The organism is Prosthecobacter sp. (genome assembly GCF_049294395.1).
In the GTDB taxonomy this organism is placed as follows: Bacteria; Verrucomicrobiota; Verrucomicrobiia; order Verrucomicrobiales; family Verrucomicrobiaceae; genus Prosthecobacter.
Genome location: NZ_JBAQCR010000045.1, coordinates 1 through 22,184, shown reverse-complemented (window position 1 = coordinate 22,184; position 22,184 = coordinate 1). Strand labels below are relative to the sequence as shown.

Below are 22,184 nucleotides of genomic sequence, written 5' to 3'. Positions count from 1 at the left end.
ACACCGACCAGGATGAAGCCTCGGCGTTCCTCGCGCACAACGACGTCATTCACGTCAAGAGCAACTCCTGGGGCACGCCAGACGCCAGCGGCTATGGCGGCCCCGGCCCGCTGGCCGCCGCAGCTTTGGAGACGGGCGTCACCAGCGGGCGCAATGGCAAGGGCCTCATCTACGTCTTCGCCGGCGGCAACGGTTTTGATCTGGCGGACAATTCAAACCTCGACGGCTACGCCAATTCCCCCTTCGTCATCGGCGTGGCCGCAATGAACGACTTTGGCTTCCAGAGCTACTACTCCGAACCCGGGGCCAATCTGCTCATCACCGCCCCCTCCAGTGGCGGCCGGCACAATGCAGGCATCCGCACCACAGACATCACTGGCGAAGGCGGTTACAACAACACCGCAGCGGGCACAAACGATCTCGCGGATCGCAACTACACCAAAACCTTCGGCGGCACCTCCAGCGCCTGCCCGCTGGTTTCCGGCATCATTGCGCTCATGCTTCAGGCCAATCCCAATCTCGGGTGGCGCGACGTCCAGGAGATCCTCATCCGCACCGCACGCAAGGTCCACCGCACCGACCCCGATTGGTCCACCAATCAGGCCGGCCTCAGTTTCAATCACAAATACGGCGCAGGCTTGGTCGATGCCGCTGCCGCCGTCGCGCTCGCTCAGCAGTGGGTCAATCTTCCCGCAATGACCACCACGCAGGTCGCGCAGACCGGCCTCGCCCTCGTCATTCCAGACAACAGCGCCACAGGCGTTACCCGCACGCTGAACTTCACCGACGCCAATTTCTCCGTCGAGCATGTCACCGTCACTGTGAATGCCACGCATACCGCCGTGGGCGATCTGGAGGTCACCCTCACCTCTCCCTACGGCACGGTCAGCAAGCTCGCGCAAGTGACCCCGGATGGCACCAACAATCTGGCCTGGACCTACAGCTCCGTCCACCACTGGGGCGAATCCGCTGCCGGCAACTGGACCGTCAAAGTCGCCGACCGCGTAGGCTCAGACACCGGCACCCTCACTGCGGTCACCGTCAAGCTTTACGGGACCACCAGCGCCAAGGCCCGCATTGCCGGAGCCTCCGCCACGCTCAGCACCGAAGGCAACACCCCTGCCAACTCCAGCGCCGATCCCGGCGAAGCCGTCACCTTCACCCTCGGGTTCAACAACATCGGGGCCACCGCCACCAGCAGCCTCACCGCCACACTTCTCCCCATTGGCGGTGTGCAAAATCCCTCGGCGGCGCAAAATTACGGCGCCCTGCCCGCAGGTGGCGCTGCCACCACCCGTTTGTTTTCATTCAAGCTCGCCGGCGGCTGCGGCGTTTCGATCCCCCTGGTCTTGCACCTGCAGGATGGTGCCACTGATCTCGGCTTCGCCAATGTGAACATCCCGCTCGGCACCTCCACAGCCACCACTGTCACCGGCGGCGGTGTCACCATTAATGACAACGCCACGGGCTCTCCCTCACCTTCCAGCGTTTCCGCCGCCGGCCTCATCGGGCGTGTGCAGGACATGACCGCGCAGATCATCGGCTTTTCCCACAGCTACGTGGATGATGTCGGCATCCTGCTCCACGGACCGGATGCCTTGGAAATACGCCTGATGTGCGGCGGCGTGGGCGGCACCGCATCCTTGGCCACCTTCACCTTCAATGACGATGCCAGCGTCATCTTTCCCGAATTTGGCCCCAGCATCCTCACTGGCACCTATCGCCCCTGGGACTACTACGGCAGCTCCCGCGTCTTCGCCGGGGACATCGCCACCGAGGCCGCCTACACCCTGAGCGAATTCCGCGGCGTGCCGGCCAACGGCATCTGGAGGCTCTACGTTCAGGACTTCTCCGCAGGTGATTCGGGGTCACTCCTCGGATGGAAGCTCTTCTTCACCACAGTCACCTGCACGGACAATGTCATGCTCACACAGTCCGCCATCAGCGGTGTCGAGGCAGCAGACACCATCGAGGTTTCCGTCACACGCACGGGTGGGCTGGAAGGCAGCGCCACCGTGAATTACGCCACCAGCAACGGCACCGCCAGCGCCGGCAGCGACTACACCGCCACCAGCGGCACGCTGACTTTTGCCGTCGGCGAGCTGGTCAAAACCTTTGCCATTCCCATCACCAACGACACCACGCTGGAACCGGACGAAACCATTCAGATCACCCTTTCTTCCGCCGGTGGGAATACCACGCTGGGCACTCTTGCCACGGGCGCGGTCACCATCCAGGACAACGATGCTCCCACACCCGTCGCCATCTCTCCTGCCACGCAGACCGTGACCGAGGCCGCCACCCTGCTCACCTTCACCGTCAGTCGCAGCACCCTCGGCAATGCCGGCACCGTAGACTATGCCACCGCCTTTGGCACCGCCACCTCGGCAGACTTCACCGCCGCATCTGGCACGCTCACCTTCACCACCAGCGACCTGAGCAAGACCTTCACCGTCGCCATTCTGGACGACGCCCTCGACGAAGCTTCCGAATCCTTCACCGTCACCCTCAGCGCGCCTGCTGGCGGCCTTTCCCTTGGTTCTCCTGTCACCTCCACCATCACCCTTGTCGATGGCGATGCCGATAGTGACAGCATGTCTGATGATTACGAGACAAGCGTGGGCCTCAATCCCGCCGTGAATGACACCACGCTCGATCTCGATGGCGACGGCCTCAGCAACCTCCAGGAGTTCATCCTCGGCACCCTGCCCAATTCCGGCAAAAGCCAGTACCCCGTCACGACTGCGAGAGCCGGAGGCAACATCGGCATCACCTTCCCCACCCTCACCGGCCGCACCTACAAAGTCGAATGCAACGACACCCTCACCTCAGCCTGGACCATCCTACAGCAAAACATCCCTGGCTCCGGCTCCAATCAAACCATCACCGACATCGGTGCCAGCGCGCAGCCCCGTCGTTTTTACCGGGTGACCGTTACTCTGCCCTAGACCAGAGCTGGTCTAAAAGCATCCCGCGCCAGGTACGATCCCACCCTCTTGACGCCGGCCCTCATGGCCACGGCTTCTTGAGAAATCATCATGTTGCGGACAGGTGGGGCCGCGCGCTTGTCACAGGCCGAGAAGCTCGTGGCTTTTCGCGGACCAGCCCCTCCATGAAAACATCCGCAGCTCTTTGGCTTCTCTTCGCAGGGTCGATCCTCGCCACGGCGGCTGATGCCCCCTTCAAGTGCGTCCTCTCAGCCGAGAAGACAAACATCGCTCAGGGAGCAGTCCCCATTCTGAAAATATCCATCTCCAATGACAGCGGAAAGGACATCCACCTGGTGGGAAGTCTTGATGGTTCGGACTTGGGCAGACGCTTTCCTCACTGTACTTTGTCGCTCATGGATTCAACGGGGAAACCACTTCCAAGCAAGCCCCTAGGAGTTTGTGCCAACATGAATCCCTTGAAGCCTGCCGACTTTGTCAAAGTCCCTGCAGGTTCATCCTTCAATCCCTATGACAAGGGTTTCTTTGGGTCATACCAATTGGAACGCATCAAAGAACTTCCGCCGGGCACCTACATTCTACGGTTCTACTACGAGACTTCGACCAAAGCCGTTCAAGACTACCTTGGAGGCTCTCCCTTTGTTTCATCACAAGTTGTTTCACCGGAGATCCAGAAGCTGTTCGAATCCGTTCCTGACATGCACATCAAGAGCAACGATCTCAAGATCACCGTGCTCCCCTAGTTCTGTCTGGAAGCGCAATCTTGACGTAATAACATTCGTAGCTACACTACATCCATGGTTCTCGAACTCAAGCTCCGCAAAGTCGGCAACTCCGTCGGTCTCGTCCTGCCGAAGGAAGCACTCGCTCATCTCAAAGTGGAGGAAGGCGACACGGTCACGCTGACCGAATCCCAAGACGGCATGCGGCTGACCGCGAGCAATCCTGAGTTCGCCAAGACCATGGCCGTGTTTGAAAGCCTGAACCGTCGCTATCGCAACACGCTGCGCGAACTGGCCAAATGAAGAAGCCATACTGGCTGACGCGTGACGAGTGCCTCGCATTGCATGACATGATGCTCTCATGCTACGGCGGCATTGCCGGAGTGCGTGATGAGCATCTGCTGGAGTCTGCCCTGGCCCGGCCACAGCAGTTGTTCCATTACGGCAAGCCCACCCTCGCAGAGAAGGCGGCAGCCTATGCCGCAGGCATCGTAAAGAACCATCCCTTTCTCGATGGCAACAAGCGCACCGGCTTCATGCTCGGCGCAGGCTTTCTCGAGCGCAACGGGCACGAGTTCCACGCCACCGAAGCCGATGCAGTGCTGCAAACCTTGGCCTTGGCTGCGGGAGAGATGACGGAAGCATCTTACGCCGAATGGCTGCACAAGAACTCGAAACGCGCCTGATGGCATGCCCAGCAAGGAAGAGGGCTTCCCCGCCTTTTTGCGTCCCTTCTTTGCGCTTTTTTGCGGCCACCCAATTCTGGTCATTCACCATTGCACACCGCCCTCTCCGCGCTCCTGTCACACGCCGGAGAGGCACGTGGCTTTTCGCGGGGCTGCCCTTCCATGAAACCTTTCCTTCTGCTGGCCACATCTCACACGCCTGACGGCGCGGAGCTGACGCTGCATGCGCACGATTCGAATTTCTATCTGCGCGTCAACCGCCAGCCCCTCATGGGCACCAACGCCTCCGAGTCCGAAAAAGTCCTCGCAGAGCTCGCCTGCGCACGCCTGGGCTCCGGTCCGGCAAACGTCCTCATCGGCGGCCTCGGCTTCGGCTTCACCCTGCGCCGGGTGCTCGAACTCATGGGCCCCGCCGCGCATGTTCAAGTCGCGGAGCTTCTGCCGCAGGTCGTCGCCTGGAACCGCGAATACCTCACCACCGTCAATGGCCGGCTCCTCGACGACCCGCGTGTCGAGATCACCGTGGACGATGTCTTCCAGGTCATCAGCCGCGCCCCCAAAGCCCACTACGACGCCATCCTGCTGGATGTGGACAACGGCCCCATCGCCATGGTGCAGGACGGCAACGCCCGCCTCTACCAGACGCAGGGCTTCTCGGCCATCACCCACGCCCTGAAGCCAGGCGGCCGAGTCACTTTCTGGTCCGCCAGCACCGATCACGCCTTCGCCAAACGCCTCTCCAAAGCAGGCTTCAAAGTCGAAACCGTCGCCGCCAAAGCCTACCCGCAGGCCAAACGCTGCACTCACACGATCTTCGTCGCGGAGCGAAAATAGTCGCTCTCGAGGACTCCGAGTGAGTCCATGCAGCAGTGACTTCACCCATGGAAGAATGGATCGCAGAATCAGCCCATTAATATGGCTAAAGTAATGGCTATGAAAGATTTGGCCAAGTGCCAACCTATCTAAAAAGTGCTGATCCAACATAAAATTCAGGCAGGATTTCTCATCGCCCTGGTCTTCTTGCTCCTCACCGGAGTGAGCGCATGGTGGAGCGAGCATGAAAATGGGGCCACCTTTGATTCCTTTGACCACACCCACCGCGTCAATGACACGCTCGACGAGATTCTCGTGGAAATGCTCAACATTGAAACGGGCAACCGCGGCTTTGCCATCTCAGGTGATGAGATATTCCTGCGCCCCTACCAGGCAGGCATCATCACGATGCCAAAGGCCTTTTCCAAAGCGAAAAGTTTGATGGCGGAGAATCCCCGGCAGCAACTGCGGCTGACGGCGCTCGAACAGTTGATTCAAGAAAAACTCAATCATGCCAGCGAGGTGGTCAAACTGCGCCGCAGCAGTGATGCCACCGCAGCACTTCAGTTCATCAGCCAGGGCCAGGGCATGAAGGCCATGGAGGAAATCCGCGAAGTGATTGTCGCTCTGAAAGAGGAGGAAAACCAGCTCCTCCCAGGCATCAAGACCCGGGCGAAAAAGCTCTCCAACATCACCATGACCATCGTGGCCTTCGGCGGCGTGCTATCCCTCGGCATGATCGGCTTTGCCAGCTTCATCGTGCGGCGCGACTTCGAAAAACGCCAGAGGGCGGAAGCGGAGCGCGAGCTGTTTTTCACCGTGCCGCTGGACCTGCTCTGCGTCATCCGCGCAGACGGCTACTTCAAGCGCGTCAATCCCGCCTTCACCCAGATCCTGGGCTGGAGCGAACGGGAGCTGACGACGCGCCCCTACCTCGACTTTGTTCACCCGGACGACCGTGCGGCCACCCTGGCCGAAGTCACGCGGCTGCTCGAGGAGGGCACGGGCGTCCAGCAGTTTGAAATCCGCTGCCTTCACAAGGACGGCTCCTCGCGCGTCTTCTGGTGGAAGTCCGCGCCGCATCCGGACGGGCTCATTTTTGCCACCGCGCGTGACGTGACCGAGCAGAAAGCCGCTGAAGAAATACTCCGCTCCCGCGAGGAAAAGCTGTCCGTCACGCTCAATTCCATTGGCGATGCCGTACTGGCCACCGACGCGCAGCGGCGCATCACGCGCCTCAACCCCATCGCAGAAAAGCTCACGGGCTGGACCCTGGCCGAGGCGCTTGGACGCCCGGTGGAGGAAGTCTTCCGCATCATCAATGAAGAAACGCGCGAGCCCGCCATCATCCCCGTGGATGATGTGCTGGCCACGGGCGAAATCCACGGCCTGGCCAATCACACCGTCATCATCTCCCGCGACGGCACCGAACGCCCCATCACCGACAGCGCCGCCCCCATTCGCGATCCCTCCGGACGCATCATCGGCGTCGTGCTCGTCTTCCGGGATTTCACCAAGGAGCACGATATCGACCTCATCCTGCGCGACAGCGAGGCTCTGAACCGTGCCGTGATCAATTCCATGATGGCCAACATCGCCGTCGTGAACCGCCACGGCACCATCATCGCCATCAACGACGGCTGGGAGCGTTTCGCGCGTGAAAATGGTGCGGCTGACAAGATGTCATCCTTGGGCGTGGGCGCCAATTATCTGGATGTGTGCCACAAGGCTGCACTGGACTCCGGCGCGGACGTTCAGCAGGTCATTGAGGGGCTGCGTGGCGTTCTGGATCATTCCAGACCGACGTTCAAACACGAGTACGCCTGCCACTCGCCCAGCGAGGAACGCTGGTTCACCATGCAGGTCACCCCCTTGTCACGAAAGGAAGGCGGCGCAGTCATCGCTCAGATCAACATCACCGCCAACAAGCTGGCCGAGGCTGAAGTGCGGAGGCTCAACGAAAACCTCGAGCAGCTCGTCTACGAACGCACCGGCGCGCTGCGTGAGAGCGAAGAGCGCACCCGCCAGATCATCGACACCGCCCTTGATGCCGTCATCACGGTGGATGCAAACGGCTTGATCAGCGGCTGGAATCCCCAGGCCCGCGTCATCTTTGGCTGGGACGCTGAGGAGGCCCTCGGTCGCAGCCTCTTTGACACCATCGTCACCCAGGATCAGTTCAAGACCCATGACCAGCTCTGGCAGCAGTTCACCCAGCCTGCGGAACGCCGGATGGAGCTGACCGGCACACGCCGTGATGGCACGAAGATCCGGATGGAGCTGACCAGCGCCAGCTTCACCATCGGTGGAAAGCCGCACTACAGCGCCTTTGTCCGTGATGTCACCGAGCTGCGAAAAGCTGAGGCCGAGATGCTGGCCAGCCGGCGCCGCATGAGCGACATCCTCAACAGCATGTTCACCTTTGTGGGGCTCTTCACCCCTGAGGGCCGCATGCTGGAGATCAATCACTCCCCTCTGCAAGTCACCGGGGTGAAGCGTGAACGCGTCATCGGTCAGTTGCTGTGGGAGATTGACTGGTGGAGCTATTCAGCCGAAGCCCGGGAGAAAGTTCGCTCAGCCCTTGCCCGCGCCGCCAGCGGCGAAATCGTGCGGGATGATTTTGAAGCCCACACCCTCGGGGGTCAGGTGATCGTGGTGGACGCTGTTTTCAATCCTTTGCGCGATGAAAGCGGCCGCATCGTGCAGGTCGTGGCCTCCGGTGTGGATGTCACGGTGCGCAAACGGGCGGAGCAGGCGCTGCGCGAAAGCGAACTGCGCTACCGCTCACTCATCGAGACCAGTGGTGACGCCATCTTTTTGCTGAAATCCGATGGCTGCATCCTCTCGGCCAATGGTGCCGCCGCTCACATGCATGGGTACTCTGAAACCGAGCTTGTCGGCATGAATGTGCGTGACCTCGACGACGCCCAGGCCGCCCTGGCGGCGCCCGGGCGGCTGAAGCAAATCCAGCAGGGCGAGACCCTTCGCCTTGAACTCAACCACCAGCGCAAAGACGGCTCCATCTTCCCGCTCGAAGTCGTCGCCACACCGGTTCAAATCGATGGCGAGTGGTGCATCCTTGCCAACGAGCGTGACATCACCGAGCGCAGGCAGGCTCAGGAGCGGGATGCCGCGCATCTCCGCAAGCTGCACCGCCTGTCTGAGCTCAGCATGCAGCTCTCAGGCGAACCAGGAGCCGTTTTCGATGAAGTCGTTGGCATGGTGGCCACCCTGTTTGAAGTCCCCGTGGTCTGTCTCTCGGAGGTCATTGGCCAGGAGCTGCAGATCAAGGCCGTGTGGTCCCACGGTCAGATCATGCACGAAGGAGGCAGCGCCCTGCTTTCCACCAGCCCCTGCTCCCTGGTGGTCGGCAGCAGAGACCTGAGCGTTTGCGAAAAGGTGCAGGAGCGTTTCCCCCATTCAGCGTTTGTCCGCGACCACAATGCAAATGCCTATTGCGGCATCCCATCGCTGGACGCCCGTGGAAACGTCGTCGCCGTCACCTGCCTGCTGGACACCAGGCCCCACGAATTCACCGAGGAAGACCAGCAGATTCTGCTCATCATCGCCCAGCGTGTTTCCATGGAGCTGGAACGCAGCCGCAACCTCGCCGAGCGCAAAAACATGGAAAGCCTGGCCCTGCGTTCGCAGCGCATGGAAGCCCTCGGCACACTCTCCGGCGGTGTGGCGCATGATCTGAACAACGCCCTCGCCCCCATCCTGATGGGAGTGGAGCTGCTCAAGATGCGCTGCCCCCAGGAGTCGAAGATTCTGGACATGTTTGAAACCAGCGCCAGGCGCGGTGCCGAGATGGTGCGCCAGCTCCTCACCTTTGCCAAAGGCGCGGAGGGAGAACGCGTCGTCCTTCAGGTGGAACGTTTGATCCACGAACTGGAGAACCTGATGACAAGCAGCTTCCCCAAAAACATTCACCTCGTCGTCACCTGCGCGCCCGATCTTCCCACCGTGCTCGGAGACGCCACACAGATGCATCAGATTCTCCTGAACTTGTGCGTCAATGCCCGCGATGCCATGCCCACCGGCGGCACCCTCACTCTCGAAGCCCTGTCCCTGGAGGTGGATGAAGCCTTTGCCAGCTCCGTGCCTGATGCCCGGCCCGGCAGCCATGTGGCTCTGCGCGTGCACGACACCGGCGCAGGCATTTCAAAGGAAATCATCGACCGGATTTTCGATCCTTTCTTCACCACCAAAAGTCCGGACAAAGGCACCGGCCTCGGCCTCTCCACCGTCATGGGCATTGTAAAAAGCCATGGCGGATTCCTGCAGGTCTCTTCGCAGCCAGGCCTGGGCTCCACCTTCACCGCCTTCCTGCCCGCCCATGTGGTAGAAGGTGGTATGATGCCCGCGCCCGCAGCGGCGGTCTCCTGCCCCGGCCATGGGGAAACCATCCTTCTCGTGGATGATGAAGCCGCCGTGCGCGAGATGGCCGGCGTGGTCCTGCAGCGGCTGAACTTCAAACCTGTGACCGCCACCGACGGCGCGGACGGCTTGCAGCTCGCCATGCGCCACCAGGCCGAGCTCCGTGTCATCATCACCGATCTGCACATGCCCCACATGGACGGCCTGGCCTTTGTCCGCGTGCTCCGCCTGCTCCTGCCGGACGTCCCCGTCGTCGTCGCCAGCGGCCGCATGGAAGATCCCCAGGCCGCAGAAATGAAAGCCCTGGGCGTGACCCATCGCCTCGACAAACCCTTCACCGAAGGCCAGCTCGCCGAAGTGCTGCAGGACGTCCTGGCCCCCAAAGTGAAGACTTCAACCTAGGGCACCACTTGTACCGGCGTTCCCACGTGCACCTCGCGGAAAAACTTCTCCGCCATGTGCCCCGGCAAACGGATGCAGCCGTGTGATGCGGCATAGCCGGGCAGATAACCCTGATGCATGCCCACCCCACCATAGATGCGCATGAAGTAGTACATCTTGGCCCCTTCAAACCGCGTCCCCGGCGGCCTGCGGTCCTTGCGGTTGTCGATGTTCTGCATCACCACATTGCCCTGGTAGTCCTCGTAGTCGCCGTAGATGGAAGATTTGTGGTCGATGTCCTTCTCCATCACATGGTACCTGCCCGGCCGCGTGTCATAGCCCTCCGAGCCCGAGGAGATGGGCGAGCCACCCGCGAGTTCGCCGCGCTTGAAGAGGTACACCATCTGCTCGCTGAGATTGATCACCACGCTGGGCTTGCCGCGCATCTCATCCGCATACCAGAAGGAGTTGTCGTTCGGTCCAAACCATCCCGTCACCCCTTTCCACACAAAGCGCGAGGCCCGTGGGATGTCACTGGTCACAAACCTGCGGCTGTAATGAAAAGCATTGTTGCCCGTGTTTTTCACGGTGTTGCAACTGACGAGACTGAGCGAAAAAAGAAGAAGCAGCCGGAATGACCTCATGCAAAACAGCAATGCTGCCAGGATTGCGATTTGCAACGCGGGAGAGCTGAAACTTTCATCCTGCCCTTCGGCCAGCGTTTTCACAGGGCCCACCCCTTCCCCGCCTGCCCAGCGCCGCACGAATGAGCGCCGATCAACGAGCCCTCCCCCTTACGGCTTCACCAGGAAGAACGCGCGGAAGCCATCCAGCAGCGTCAGGTTCGTCACCTCCAGGCCGGTGGTTTCATCCACCCACTGGGACTGCGGATTGAGCAGGTAGTTCTGATACACCGCCGTGGCAGGATCGGTATCACCGCTCCACAGACGCAGGCGGGAACCGATGGTGAATGGCTGCGCACCCGGAGTCTTGGCCGTGGCCAAACCAGTGCCCAGCAGCGCTGTGCCTGCGGTCTGCGGCAGCGCGAGTGCGGCGCTGCGGACTTCACCCAGGAAGGTCAGCGTGGCCGGCGTGCTGCGGATCTGCACCAGCATGCCCGTCTGCGGTGGAATGACACGGGCGGCATCATTCGCGAGCGAGGCATCACCATCACGCACCCACTGCGCTCCACCGTTCGTCGCAGCCTGCAGCCAGTCGATCAGGAACTGGCCGCTGGCGCTGTCAAAGAACATGAGGCGGTCCGCTGTATCCGCCGTGGCAGCAGCCTGCAGGCCGGACACCGGCAGCAGTGCGCCCAGAGTCCAGTGCGGACGGATGCGGATGCGTGCACCGGCCAGTGCGCTGTCCGCGCTGGTGGTGAGGGAGATGCTGCTGCTCGTAGAAACCGTGGCGTCGAGATCCCAGGTGCGACCTGTCAGCGCACCGTTGAGCACTTCCACATAGTAGCTCACACCATTCTGCAGCTGCGTGCGGATATCTCCGCCGTTGATGCTCAGCACCACCGTGCGGCCACTGACCGAGGCGACCTGCCCCGTGTAAACGGCAGGCAGCAGCAGCGGCATGGACAGTGACTGGCGGCCCACCGCAAACTGCATGCGTGCCCAGCCCTGCGCACCCGTGGTGGCCGTGGCTTCTGGCGTGCCGTCGAGGTTGGCATCCAGCGTCACCTTGATGCGCAGGTAGCCGCGTGCCGCACCGCTGAAGGCGGATTCCACCGCGCTGTAGCGCAGCGTTTCCGTCTGATCCGCATTGGCCGTGGTCACAGGTGTGAGCGCCAGCGTGGTCCATGTAGAGAGATCATTGCTGCCTTCCAGCGAGTAGCGCAGATCTGCATGCTCACCCGCAGGCCGTGTGAGCACTGCGTCGATGGCACCCGAGACCGTGTTGTTCACCAGCGTGAAGCGTGACACACCCAGGCCGCTGCCACCCGCCGTGCCCAGCGCGTATTCCAGCAGGTTCGTCTGGCCATCCGCATCCGGATCATCATTCGGACTGTTGAGTCCGCTCAGGCTGTTCTGTGTCTGCCATGCCGTGAAGGTTGCTGCGGTGGTCGCAGTGCCGGGATTGGTCACCAGATTGCGTTTGACCTCCACGCCATTCGGCGAGCCCGCACTGCCCAGGAAGCCGAAGTCGACGGTCATCATGCCGGATTCATCCGCTGCATCATCCATGAAGGACTGGAAGCCGTTTTCGCCTGTCGCGGCGGTCACGCTGCTGTTCAGCGGCATGGTGCCGTAGGCCAGATTGATGATGCCGGAGGAGACGCCCGTCGCAGAAGGCTGCGTGGCGTCGTCGCCATTTTCATCAAAGCGGTCATCCTTGGCGGTGTCCGCGTTGGTGGTCAGCACCACATTGCCCGTGCCGACCACCGAGGTCATGCCATCGAGCGGCGCAGCTGCGGCAAACATGCTGGCAGGAATGTGAACGTAGTAGGCCGCAGGCGCGGTGGCGTAGAGCATGTAGGTGCCGTCTGCCGCAGTGACAGCCTCAGACACCGGCGTGTCCGTCACGGCCTGCGCCTGCTGGAAGAGCTGCACGGTGACATTCGCCATCGCCACATCGATGCCCGCTTCATAAGTGCCGTTCGAATTCGCGTCACGGAACACCAGGTTGCCGACCATCAGCGCCTTCGCCTTGAGCCCGAGGTCAATGGTCAGGTCAATGTTGGCATCGTCATCATTGTCACTGGTCTTGTCGAATCCAGATTCACGGCCATCCGTGTCCGTGGGCAGCGTGCCCGCCCCCAGGGAGAATCCGGCGGTCACCACGCCTGTCGTTCCAGGATCAGCCGCCGGCTGCGCGTTCTGGTTCAGATTGTCGTCACTGCCGTTGGTCGTCAGCATGCTTGGCACCAGGAAATTCAGCGGGCCGGTGGCAGTGAACTGCGTGGCGGGGATGCGCACATAGTAGGTCTGTGGCGTCACAGTCGGCGGCGCGTAGAAGAGGTACTTGCCGGTGGTGTCGGTCGTCGTTGTGCTCACCACTTTTTCCGCACCCGCACCGTCGTTGTAAACCAGCTCCAGTTGGATGCCCGCGAGGCCGCTGTCCACGCCGGCCTGGTATTTGCCGTCGGCATTCGCATCGCGGAACACCAGATTGCCCACGCCCAGACGTGTGGAGAAACCAAAGTCGATGGTCAGGTCGGCGTTGCTGTCATTGGCATCATCCGAAGTGCCCTGGAAGCCGCCTTCCTGCGCGCCGGTCGGCGCGGCATTGGCCGTCAGCGTGACCGCCGGTGCCGTGATGCCCACCTGCTCAGGACTCTGGGAGTCGATGCCGTCTTCACCCAGGTTGTCATCACCCAGGGTGGTCTGATTGCCGCGCAGCGACATCATCTTGTACAACGGTCCCGGACCCACCGGACCACCGTTGATGCTGATGGACGCCTTGAAGTTGTCTGCGGCCACATGCACCGTGTAAACACCGGGGCTCAAGTTGGTGAAGAAGTAGCGGCCGCTCGCGTCCGTGGTGGTGCTGCGGATGAAGCTGGTGGACCCCGCCGTGCCGCTGCCGGCATACAGCAGCATCCAGACGCCGGGCACACCTTCGCCTGCATCCGCCACGCCGTTGTTGTTGGCGTCGTTGAAGACCAGGTTGCCGATGTTCATCAGGCTTGGCAGCGTGCCGCCGCTGAAGCCCATGTCGATCGTGAGATCCACATCCGCGTCATTGAACTCATCCATCGAATTGAGGAAGCCCGCCTCGCCCTGCGGCTCGGTGCCATAGGCCAGTGCGAAGACCGTGGAGCTCACGCCCGTGCTCGTCGGATTGGCGGCATCCTGGCCGTTTTCATCCACGCCATCATCCTGGCCGTCGTCACTGCCGACGCCAGTCGCGGAGGTCGTGCCAAAGAGTGCGCCGCCGCTCGTGAACTGCGTGGCAGGGATGTAGAGGAAGTACTGCCCTTCCTCATAAGTGTTCAGCAGGTAGGTGCCGTCGATGCTGGTGGTCGTTTCCATCACCGGCGTGGCGGTCGCCGGATCGTCACCCACCTTGAAGAGGCGCACGTTGACCCCGGCCACACCGAAGTCCGCGCTGTCATAGTGGCCGTTCGAGTTCACATCGCGGAAGATCAGGTTGCCCACGCTCAGCGGCTTCGGCGCAAAGCCGAGGTCGATTGTCAGGTCCACGTTCGCATCATCAAAGTCATCGGACTCGGAGTAGTAGCCGGTTTCCGTGTCGGCTGCAGTCGGTGATTGGGCCGGCACCAGCGTGAATACCGGCGTGCGTGCGCCCTCCGTCAGCACGGCGCCGGTGGTATAACCATCCTGCTTCGTGTCATCATCTCCCGCCGTCGTGGTCGGCACGGCTGAACCCGCCGCCACCGGCTTCGAAGGCACCAGGTTCGCCAGCGCGCCACCGTCCAGGAAGTTGCTGTCAGGAATCTTCACATAGTAGCTGCCCGGCGCCACGCTGAAGCTGTAGAGACCGCCGCCGTAGGTCGTGGTGCTGCCCACCGCCGTCGTCGCGTTCGCCTCATTGGACCACAGTTCGACGGTGACGCCATCGACGCCGTATTCATTACCCGGATCAAAGAGGCCGTCGTTGTTGAGATCGTTGAAGACCACGTTGCCAACGCCCGAGCGCAGCACAAAGCCAAGGTCCACGGTGAGATTGGTGGAGACGTCATTGATGTCATCGCTGCTGCCTTGGAAGCCGCCTTCCTGGCTGCCGGTCGGCGCATTGGTCGGAGTCAGATCAATGATCGCCGTCTGGATGCCATTGACGGATGGGTTGCCATTGTCGAGGCCGTCTTCACCCAGACTGTCGTCACCGCTCTGCGTGCCGAAGATGCTGGCATAGCCAAACAGCGGCGAGCCAAAGTCAAACTGCCATGATGGCACGCGCACAAAGTAGCGGCCCGGTGCCAGATCGGCGAAGAGATAGGTGCCGTCCGTGTTCGTGGTCGTGGTGGCCACCGGCGCATCAAACGGAATGAACGCGCCTTCGTTATACAGCTCCAGCGTGACGCCGCCCACGCCTTCCCCGGCATCCGCACGGCCGTTGAAGTTCGCATCCAGGAACACCAGATTGCCCACAGCCACGGAGCGGAAGAAGCCGAAGTCGACGGTCAGGTCGGTGTTGGCATCGTTCGCATCATCCATGAAGGCATTGCTGCCAAACTCACCGAGAGAATCGGTCGGCTCGTTTCCGGGGGACAGGTAGAACTGCGCGGACTCCACACCCGTGGCGGACGGATCCTCCACATCGACGCCGTTTTCATCCACATTGTCATCCACGCCATTGTCCGCACCGTCGCCCGGCAGGGAGCGCCAGCCGGAGAGGGGTTTGCCTGCGGCGAATTCGGTGGCCGGGATGAAGATCTTGTAGGCTCCCTCCACCAGATTGCTGAAGATGTAGCTGCCGCCGTTGTTCGAGATCACCGTGGAGATCGGATTGGCCGCATGCACGTCCGCCGTCGCGCTGAAGAGCTGCACCTTCACACCGTCGATGCCTTCACCGGAGTCATAGACACCGTTGCCGTTGAGATCCACGAAGACCAGGTTGCCCACGCCGACGCCGTTCGGATTGTTCAGGGCAAAGCCGAAGTCGATGGTGAGGTTGAAGTTGTCATCATCAAACGAGTCGATCGTTTTGAACGCACCCGTCTCACCGCTCGCATCGGTCGGCTCCGCATTCACCGCCAGCGTGAAGACGGCGCTGCTGATGCCGTTGAGGAATGGGGACGCGTCATCGAGTCCGTTTTCACTGTCAGGCACGTCATCATCCAGATCCAGGGAGGCGCTGCTAGCTCCTGCGAGGGAGGAGAGTCCATTGAGCGGACGCCCTGGCTCAAACTGCGTATACGGAATGTGCACCACGTAGTCGCCCGCAGGCAGCGAGTCGAAGAAGTACTGGCCGCCACCGCTGGTGATGGTGCTGAAGAGCGGCACACCAAAGCCCGGTGTCTGGCTGCTGCGGTAGAGTTCCACCGTCACACCGTCCACGCCTTCACCCACGTCAGCCTGGCTGTTTTGGTTGGTGTCGATGAACACCAGATTGCCCACGCCGACCGGCGTCTGGAAGCCGAAGTCGATCGTCAGGTCGATCGCCGCGTCGTTCTGGTCATCCGATGTGTATTCAAAGCCGGTTTCACCGCTGTCATCCGTCGGCGCATTGCCGGGATAGAGGCTGATCACCAGAGACGACACGCCGTTGTCCGTTGGCAGGCCGTCATTGATGCCGTCTTCACCCACGTCATCGTCACCCACGAGACCTTCGAGAATGCTGATGCGCTGATACAGCGGTCCTCCGACCTGGAACTGCGAGGACGGAATGTGCACCAAATAATTGCCGGGACGCAGGAAGTTGAAGCCGTAGCGGCCCGTCGAATCCGACGTGGTGAAGGCCAGCGGATTGTCCACTTCTGGGAACTGCGTGTCAGTGTAGATTTCGACCCTGACGCCGGACAAGCCTTCACCCGAGTCATAGTGACCGTTCGAGTTGTTGTCCGCGAACACCATGTTGCCCAGCGCCACCGGACGGTAGAGACCGATGTCTTCCGTGAGGTCGATGTTGATGTCATTGAGATCGGTGGAGGAGTCAAAGCCGGTTTCGGAGCTTGTATCCGAAGGTGCCTGATCACGCACCAGATTGATGATGCCGGTGCTCACGCCCGTTATCCACGGCGTGTCCGTCGGCAGCGCATCCTGGCCGGTGTTGTCGTCACCAGCAGTGACCACGGGCAGACTGTAAAGGCCGCGCAGATTGCCGCTGGACTCGAACTGATAGGCCGGCAGATGGATGAAGTACTGCCCCTGCCACAGATTGCTGAAGAGGTAGAGACCACCGTTGGCGGTGACCGCCGTGGCCACCGGCGTCGTCACTCCTGGAGTGTCGCCCCAGCGGTAGAGCTGAATGGTCACATCATCACGGCCCTCGCCCACGTCGAAGCGGTTGTTGCCGTTGTCATCCACGAACACCAGGTTGCCGATGCCCATGATGCCGGGCTCCACAAAGCCGAAGTCCACCGTCATGTCGCCATTGGCATCCACCGTGTAGTTGTCCAGTTCGCCACCGCGGCCAAATTCCGCGCCGGCGGAGCCGTTGCCCACAGGCTCGGCGCCGGGAGTCAGCGTGATCAGCGGGCTGTTCACCACCGTCTTCGGACCACCGGGCTGACGACCGCTGTCATCGCCGTCGATCTGGTCATCCACGTTGGACGAGATCGGGCTGCTATAGCCGCTGCCAGCCAGCGGCAGACCGTCCACAAAGTTGGACTCGGGAATCTGCAACTGATACACGCCCGGAGCCTGGCCGGAGAAGTAGTAGAAGCCTTTGTTGTCCGTGTAAGTCCAGCCCACGAGGAACTCGGCGCCGTCGGCGGAGTCGCCGTTCAGATCCCGCCACAGGTCCACGCGCACGCCGGGGATGCCCAGCTCTGCCGCATCCTGGATGCCGTTCGCATTGTCATCATTCCACACCAGCGAGCCGATGGCCACGCTGTCTGGCAGCGGCGCAAACGGACGCCCGATCGCCAGGTCACGCGGACCGGACCAGATTTCAAAGTTCGGACCCGGTGGCCGTGGGATCGGCACTTCAAACACATTGACCGTGCCGTTGGGCGCAGTGGTGATGTCCACACTGATCAGCGCACCGCTGTTGAAGCTGCCGGCGTTGACCGGCTTGCCCCAGCTGTAACCCGAGATGTAGAGCTTGTTGTTCGATGGGTTGAACTCGATGTCACGTGTGTCCACCTCACCCTTGCCTGCGCTGGAGAGCGTGGCGATGAGCTGCGGCAGACCCGGCGCGGCAGGCGTGCTGAGATCGACGCTGAAGACCTCTCCATCGGAGCGGTTCACGCCGTAGAGCGTGCTGCCTTCGATGTCGATGCCCGAAATCAGCGCGATGGACTGCCCGCCCGGCACCATGGCCATGAGCTGGATGTCGGTGACAATGGCGTTGAGCAGCGCGCCCGTCGTCGTGCTGTAGCGGCGCACTTCACGGGTGTCGTTGGTCTGCACCACCAGATAGAGGTTGCCATCCGGGCCAAAGTTCATGTCTTCCACATCCGTCTGAGTGATGAAGGTGTAGGGAGCCGAGGCGCCGATCGGCTTGCCTGGAACGTCGCCCGTCGGTCCTTGGAAGCGCACGACGCGGCCCCCGTTCACATCATACACATAGAAGTTTCCGTCCGGCCCGATGGCGAACTGGGAGACCAGGCTCATGCTCGTGGCGCTGTTGTCGAGCACCGGACCCAGGTCGGTGCCGGTGGGGCTGATCTTGCGCAGGTTGCTGGCACCGTAGTGGGCCACATACCAGTTGCCGTCCTGACCCAGCTCCATGCCATACGGCACGTCGCCGTAGTCCGCATTGCCCTGGCTGAGGCTCGTGCCAAACGCGGGCACCAGAGAGCCGGAGTAGAGTCCCGTGCTGGAATTGAAGGCCTGGATGCTGTCCGCCTGCGTGGCGGACACGTAGATGCTCGGCGTCACATTGACGAAGCCAAAGTCGATGGTCGTTTCGTTGTAGGTGCCGCCGCCCGTGCCCGGCTCATCTGCGGCAGTCAGCGTGATCACCGGGCTGTTCACCGCGCCACCGCTCAGCTGCAGGCCGTTGTCATCATTGTCCACACCGTTGTCCACAAAGGTGGTGTTGCTGCTGGAGAGCGGCTGTGCGGCCGGGGCACGGGGGATGCGCACATAGACTTTCAGCGGCGGCACCGAAGTGAAGAGATAGGCCCCGCCGGCGCTCGTGGTGGTGGTTCTCAGCAGCACATCATCCGTGCCGCCGATGCTGCCGTCCGCGCCTGCATTCCACAGCTGCACCGTGACGCCGTCGATGCCCGGCTCGCCGTTGTCACGGAGTCCGTTGTCGTTCGTGTCCTGCCACACGAGGTTGCCCACGTTCATGCCGCGGAAGAGGCCGAAGTCGATCGTGTTCTCCGTGTCCGCATCGCCGTCATCCACCGTCGGCTCAGCGCCTGTGGCGAGCGTGATGACTGGGGAGAAGACCGGTGTGCCGGGACCGCCGGGCTGGGAGGCGGCGTTGTTGTCATTGTCCACGCCGTTGTCGAGGTTCACCGGATTGCCGCCGATGATGTTCAGCTCGGTGGGCATCAGCACGCGCATGAAGTAGGTGCCGGGCTGCAGATTGATGAAGGTATACTGACCCTGCCCGTTGGTGGTCGTGCTGGTGAACATCAGATCGCTGTTCGGACCGCTGCCACCGATGGCATGATCCGCACCTGGATCCCAGAGTTCCACCGTGACGCCGCTGATCCCGGATTCGCCCACATCACGCAGGCCGTTGAAGTTGCTGTCTTCATACACGGTGTCACCGATGCTGAGCCCCTTCACCAGCAGCGAGTAGGACTGCGTGGCGGAGCAGTTGTAGGCGTCCGTGCTGCGCACCGTGAAGTTCGCCGTGCCATACACCTGGGCCGAGCCTGAAAGCAATCCGCTGGAGGAAACCGTCATGCCTGCAGGAGGAGAGCCCGCGATCACCGCATAGGTGTACGGTCCGGTGCCGCCGCTGGAGGTGAGCTGCTGGCTGTAAGGAATGGCGTAGTAGGCGCTCGTCAGCGAGGTGGGTGTGATGCTCACCGACGGGCAGTTGACCGACAGCGTGTAGATCTGGGTGGAGGAGCAGTTGAATGAATCCACCGCCTGCACCGTGAAGGACGCCGTGGTGGCCTGTGTGGGAGTACCGGAGATGAGGCCGCTGGCACTCATCGAAAGTCCGGCTGGCAGTGCGCCGCTGGCCACGCTCCAGATGTAGGGAGCGCTGCCGCCTGACACCGTCAATGACGCCGTGTAAGCCGTGCCCACCACGCCGTTCGTCAGCGTTGTCGGAGAGATGGTCATCGTCGGGCAGACGATGGTGATGGTATATGGCTGCGTGCCCGGCGCACCGTTCACATCCAGCGCCTGCACCGTGAAGGAGTAGGTGCCGGGAGACGCCGTGGTGGTGCCGGAGATCGCGCCTGCGGTGGAGATCGACAGGCCCGTGGGCAGGCTGCCCGTCAGCTTGCTGAAGGTGTAAGGCGCGGTACCACCGGTGGCGGTGAGCTGCGTGAAGTAGGGCACCAGACGTGTCGCGTTCGAGAGCGTGGACGGCGTGATGAAGATCGGCGGATAGTTCACCGTGAAGGTGTAGGAAATCGTCGAGGAGCAGTTGTCCGCATCCGTCGCACGCACCACGAAGGTGAAGCTGCCCAGGCTCGTCGGCGTACCGCTGAGCACTCCGCCGCTGCTCAGGGTCATGCCGGCAGGCAGCACGCCGGAGGCCAGGCTCCAGGTGTAAGGAGACGTGCCGTTTGCCGCCGTCAGCGTCTGGCTGTAAGCCGCATACTGCACACCCGCTGGCAGCGTCGCCGGAGTGATCGTCAGCGTCGGACAGGCGATGACGATGGCCAGCGCCTTGGTCACCGAGCAGTTCACCGAATCCGTGGCACGCACCGTGAAATTGTAAGTGGCAGGCACGGCCGTCGGCGTGCCGGAGATCAGACCGGCGGTGCTCATTGACATGCCCGCAGGAAGCGCCCCGGAGGCGATGGTCCAGTTATACGGTGTGGTGCCGCCAGAAGCGCTGAGCTGCTGGTTCGGATACGCCACATTCTTCGTCGCGCTCGGGAAGGTCGGCGCCGTGATGGTGAAGGACGGGCAGTTCACCGTGATGGCATACACGCCGGACTTGGCGCAGCCGTTGGCATCCGTGGCGGTGACGGTGATGTTGTAGGTGCCCGGCGCGCTGGAAGGCGTGCCGCTCAGGATGCCGCCGCTGCTCAGGGTCATGCCGCTTGGCATCGTGCCGGTGAAGCTCCACGTATACGGGCTGGTGCCGTTGCTGGCGGTCAGCGTCTGCGGGGAGTAGGCTGCATACTGCGTCGCCGCTGGCACCGTGGTCGGAGACAGCGAGAGCGCCGGACAGGTGACCACCCAGTTGAACGAGGTGTCGAGCGCACAGCCATTCGCATCCGTGGAGCGCACCACAAACGAGTAAGTGCCCGGTGCGCCGGTGATGGTGCCGGAAAGCAGACCGCTGCTGGAAAGCGTCGCGCCCGTAGGTAGCGTGCCGGAAGGCCTCGTGTAGGTGTAGGCCGAAGTGCCGCCCGTGGTGGTGAACTGCTGGCTGAAGGCCGTGTTTTGCGCCACCGAGGAAAGCGTGGTTGGGGAGAGCGTCAGTGTCGGGCAGACCACGCCAATCGTCATCGCCTGCGTGGCGGAGCAGTTGGAGGCGTCCACGACTTTCACCGTGAAGCTGTAGGTTCCCGTCGCGGCTGTGGGCGATCCGCTCAGCACACCTGCGCTGGAAAGCGCCAGTCCGCCCGGCAGCGTGCTGCCGGTGGCGAGGCTCCACACATAAGGCGAGTTGCCGCCGGCGGCGTTGAACGTGGCGGAGTAGGCAGATCCCTTCAGCGCATTCGTCAGGGTCGCAGGTGTGATCGTGATCGCCGGGCAGGAGCGCAGGCCGAAGTCGATGGTGTTTTCCGTGTTCGTCAGCCCTGTGCTGCCAGGCTCACCGCCAGGAGTCAGCGCAAACACCATGCTGTTCACCACCGAACCCGCACCACCCGGCTGCGAGCCGTTGCTGTCATTGTTCACGCCGTTGTCAGCCGTGACGACCGTGCTGCTGGCCAGCGAGTAGGCGGCGGGCGGTGTCAGGCGCACGTAGTAGTTGCCACCGGTGTAAACCTTGAAGCTGTAGGAGCCGCCGCTCAGCGTGGAGATCGTTTGCAGCACCGTGTCTGCATTTAATCCGCTGCCGCCCACGGCGTTGTCCGCGCCGGGATTCATGAGATCCACCTGCACGCCGCTGACTCCAGTTTCCGTGGTGTCCTTGAGTCCGTTGTTGTTGACGTCATTCCACACCAGGTCACCCACGGTGATGCCGGTGAAGAGACCGAAGTCGAGGGTGTTGTTGCCATTGGTGCCGTCGCCATCCACGCCAGTGGCGGGTTCCGTTCCCACTTGAAGATCGATCACCGGACTGTACACAAACGTGCCCGGGCCGCCCGGCTGGCTGCCGTTGTTGTCATTGTCCACGTCGTTGTCCAGCGTCACCACCACGCTGCTCACACCCGGCACGCTCACCGTCGGTGTCACACGCACGTAGTATTTGCCCGGCACCAGATTGGTGAAGGCATACACCCCGGTGCTGCTGGTCAGCACGCTCGCGCCCACCTGCGTGTCCGCATTCGCGCCGCTGCCGCCCACCGCATTGTCCGCACCCGGGCTGAAGAGCTGCACCGTCGCGCCGCTGATGCCGAGTTCGCCGGCGTCGCGCAGTCC

General features: G+C 62.1%; 8 protein-coding genes. 6 read left to right on the top strand and 2 right to left on the bottom strand.

Translation table 11 applies throughout. The features are described from left to right. From WAW39_RS03010 to WAW39_RS02985, 6 genes are all read left to right on the top strand, one after another. Nucleotides 1-2,948, top strand: a 2,948-nt coding sequence (locus WAW39_RS03010; protein WP_422315628.1) for a Calx-beta domain-containing protein, incomplete at its 5' end; no start/stop codon positions are given. A 449-nt stretch (nucleotides 2,949-3,397) separates the two neighbouring features. Next, the gene (locus WAW39_RS03005) at nucleotides 3,398-3,691 is read left to right on the top strand and encodes a hypothetical protein (RefSeq protein WP_422315626.1); all 294 of its coding nucleotides are present in this window, start codon (nucleotides 3,398-3,400) and stop codon (nucleotides 3,689-3,691) included. A gap of 54 nt (nucleotides 3,692-3,745) precedes the next feature. Continuing rightward, nucleotides 3,746-3,973 carry an AbrB/MazE/SpoVT family DNA-binding domain-containing protein gene (locus WAW39_RS03000; protein WP_422315624.1) on the top strand — a complete coding sequence of 76 codons (228 nt, stop codon included), beginning with the start codon at nucleotides 3,746-3,748 and terminating at the stop codon, nucleotides 3,971-3,973. Then, the gene (locus tag WAW39_RS02995) at nucleotides 3,970-4,356 is read left to right on the top strand and encodes a type II toxin-antitoxin system death-on-curing family toxin (RefSeq protein ID WP_422315622.1); all 387 of its coding nucleotides are present in this window, start codon (nucleotides 3,970-3,972) and stop codon (nucleotides 4,354-4,356) included. The genes WAW39_RS03000 and WAW39_RS02995 overlap by 4 nt, the downstream gene beginning before the upstream one ends. Before the next feature lie 162 nt (nucleotides 4,357-4,518). Further along, complete coding sequence (locus tag WAW39_RS02990) at nucleotides 4,519-5,190, top strand: spermine synthase (RefSeq protein WP_422315620.1); 672 nt, start codon at nucleotides 4,519-4,521, stop codon at nucleotides 5,188-5,190. Nucleotides 5,191-5,325: 135 nt separating this feature from the next. Next, nucleotides 5,326-9,951: a PAS domain S-box protein gene (locus WAW39_RS02985; RefSeq protein WP_422315618.1), complete on the top strand. Its 4,626-nt coding sequence runs from the start codon at nucleotides 5,326-5,328 to the stop codon at nucleotides 9,949-9,951. Here WAW39_RS02985 and WAW39_RS02980 read toward each other — a convergent pair. Then, entirely contained in the window at nucleotides 9,948-10,574 is a 627-nt protein-coding gene (locus WAW39_RS02980) for a L,D-transpeptidase (protein WP_422315616.1), read from the bottom strand. The two genes, WAW39_RS02985 and WAW39_RS02980, sit on opposite strands and share 4 nt — an antisense overlap. A gap of 150 nt (nucleotides 10,575-10,724) precedes the next feature. After that, a complete protein-coding gene (locus WAW39_RS02975) occupies nucleotides 10,725-22,181 on the bottom strand; it encodes an SdrD B-like domain-containing protein (RefSeq protein WP_422315630.1) in 11,457 nt (3,818 codons plus the stop codon). Nucleotides 22,182-22,184: the final 3 nt, after the last annotated feature.

Excerpts from the sequence above, each read along its gene's own strand:
- WAW39_RS02995 (WP_422315622.1), top strand. The coding sequence starts at position 3,970 with ATGAAGAAGCCATACTGGCTGACGCGTGACGAGTGCCTCGCATTGCAT.
- WAW39_RS02990 (WP_422315620.1), top strand. The coding sequence starts at position 4,519 with ATGAAACCTTTCCTTCTGCTGGCCACATCTCACACGCCTGACGGCGCG.
- WAW39_RS03005 (WP_422315626.1), top strand. The coding sequence starts at position 3,398 with ATGAATCCCTTGAAGCCTGCCGACTTTGTCAAAGTCCCTGCAGGTTCA.
- WAW39_RS02980 (WP_422315616.1), bottom strand. The coding sequence starts at position 10,574 with ATGAGGTCATTCCGGCTGCTTCTTCTTTTTTCGCTCAGTCTCGTCAGT.
- WAW39_RS03000 (WP_422315624.1), top strand. The coding sequence starts at position 3,746 with ATGGTTCTCGAACTCAAGCTCCGCAAAGTCGGCAACTCCGTCGGTCTC.